The sequence below is a fragment of the Shewanella inventionis genome (assembly GCF_014641855.1).
GTDB classification, from domain to species: domain Bacteria; phylum Pseudomonadota; class Gammaproteobacteria; order Enterobacterales; family Shewanellaceae; genus Shewanella; species Shewanella inventionis.
This window is the reverse complement of record NZ_BMII01000119.1, coordinates 1-900: the sequence shown is the minus strand read 5'-3', so window position 1 is coordinate 900 and position 900 is coordinate 1. Positions and strand designations below refer to the sequence as shown.

Genomic DNA, 900 nt, shown 5'->3' with positions numbered 1-900 from the left:
AAAATGAGTTTACATCAGCAATTCGTCCAACGCAGCACTAACCTCATTGCAATACTTTTTCTCAGCTGTCGGAAAGGTATGGGTTCCGTCAGCGAGAACCTTTTAGTTAGCCAATGCTTGTACTTTTATGGCGCTGATCCATTTCTGTATTGGTTCTGGATATAATACCTACCAATCTTGAAAATGAATATATCGTTCGATTTGACTGTTTTGTTCGATTGTATTAATGTGTATTTAATCAAGATGAGGGTCTTTAGATGCTTACACTAAATGCAAATGAAGCAAAAACCAATTTCGGTAAGATGCTTTTAAAAGTTCAATCGGAACCTATTGAAATTAAAAAGAACGGCAATCCTGTCGCAGTTATTGTCTCCTGTGAAGAATACAATCGTTTTGAAGAATTGAAGATGGAGCTTGTTCGATCACGCTTCGAAAATATTGATGAAGATGATCTTATGGACGGTAATGACTTTTTAGATGAGTTAGATTCTGGAAAGTATGATTAATGAAAAATACACCATTCTTACTTAGAGGCCATGCAAGAAAAGATTTAGAGTCTATTCGCAAGTACACAATCAAAAAGTGGGGAAATCCTCAATGGTTAAAGTACAAAGAGGTCTTGCGAAAAAGAATGCAAGCTTTAGCTAATAATCCAAATCTGGGATTGTCCATTTATGAGGTTTCTAAGGATGGCTATAGATTTCCAGATGGCAAGCATGTTTTCTATTATTTAAAAAGAGATAATGATGTTGTTTTTGTTGGATTTCTATCTAATCAAATGGCTCCTGAAAAACACCTTGAAAGAATTAAAAGTATAGATTCAGAGTTAAATTTATGAAGTTAACTTATGAAGATCGTCATTTTTTAATAACGAGAATTTTAAATGGAGCTGCAATATCA

General features: G+C 34.0%; 2 protein-coding genes. Both read left to right on the top strand.

Annotated features, from left to right (window positions below):
• The first annotated feature begins 257 nt into the window (after positions 1-257).
• Entirely contained in the window at positions 258-506 is a 249-nt protein-coding gene (locus tag IEW93_RS21855) for a type II toxin-antitoxin system Phd/YefM family antitoxin (RefSeq protein WP_188741287.1), read from the top strand.
• A complete protein-coding gene (locus tag IEW93_RS21850) occupies positions 506-838 on the top strand; it encodes a type II toxin-antitoxin system RelE/ParE family toxin (protein ID WP_188741286.1) in 333 nt (110 codons plus the stop codon). The genes IEW93_RS21855 and IEW93_RS21850 overlap by 1 nt, the downstream gene beginning before the upstream one ends.
• Positions 839-900 lie beyond the last annotated feature (62 nt).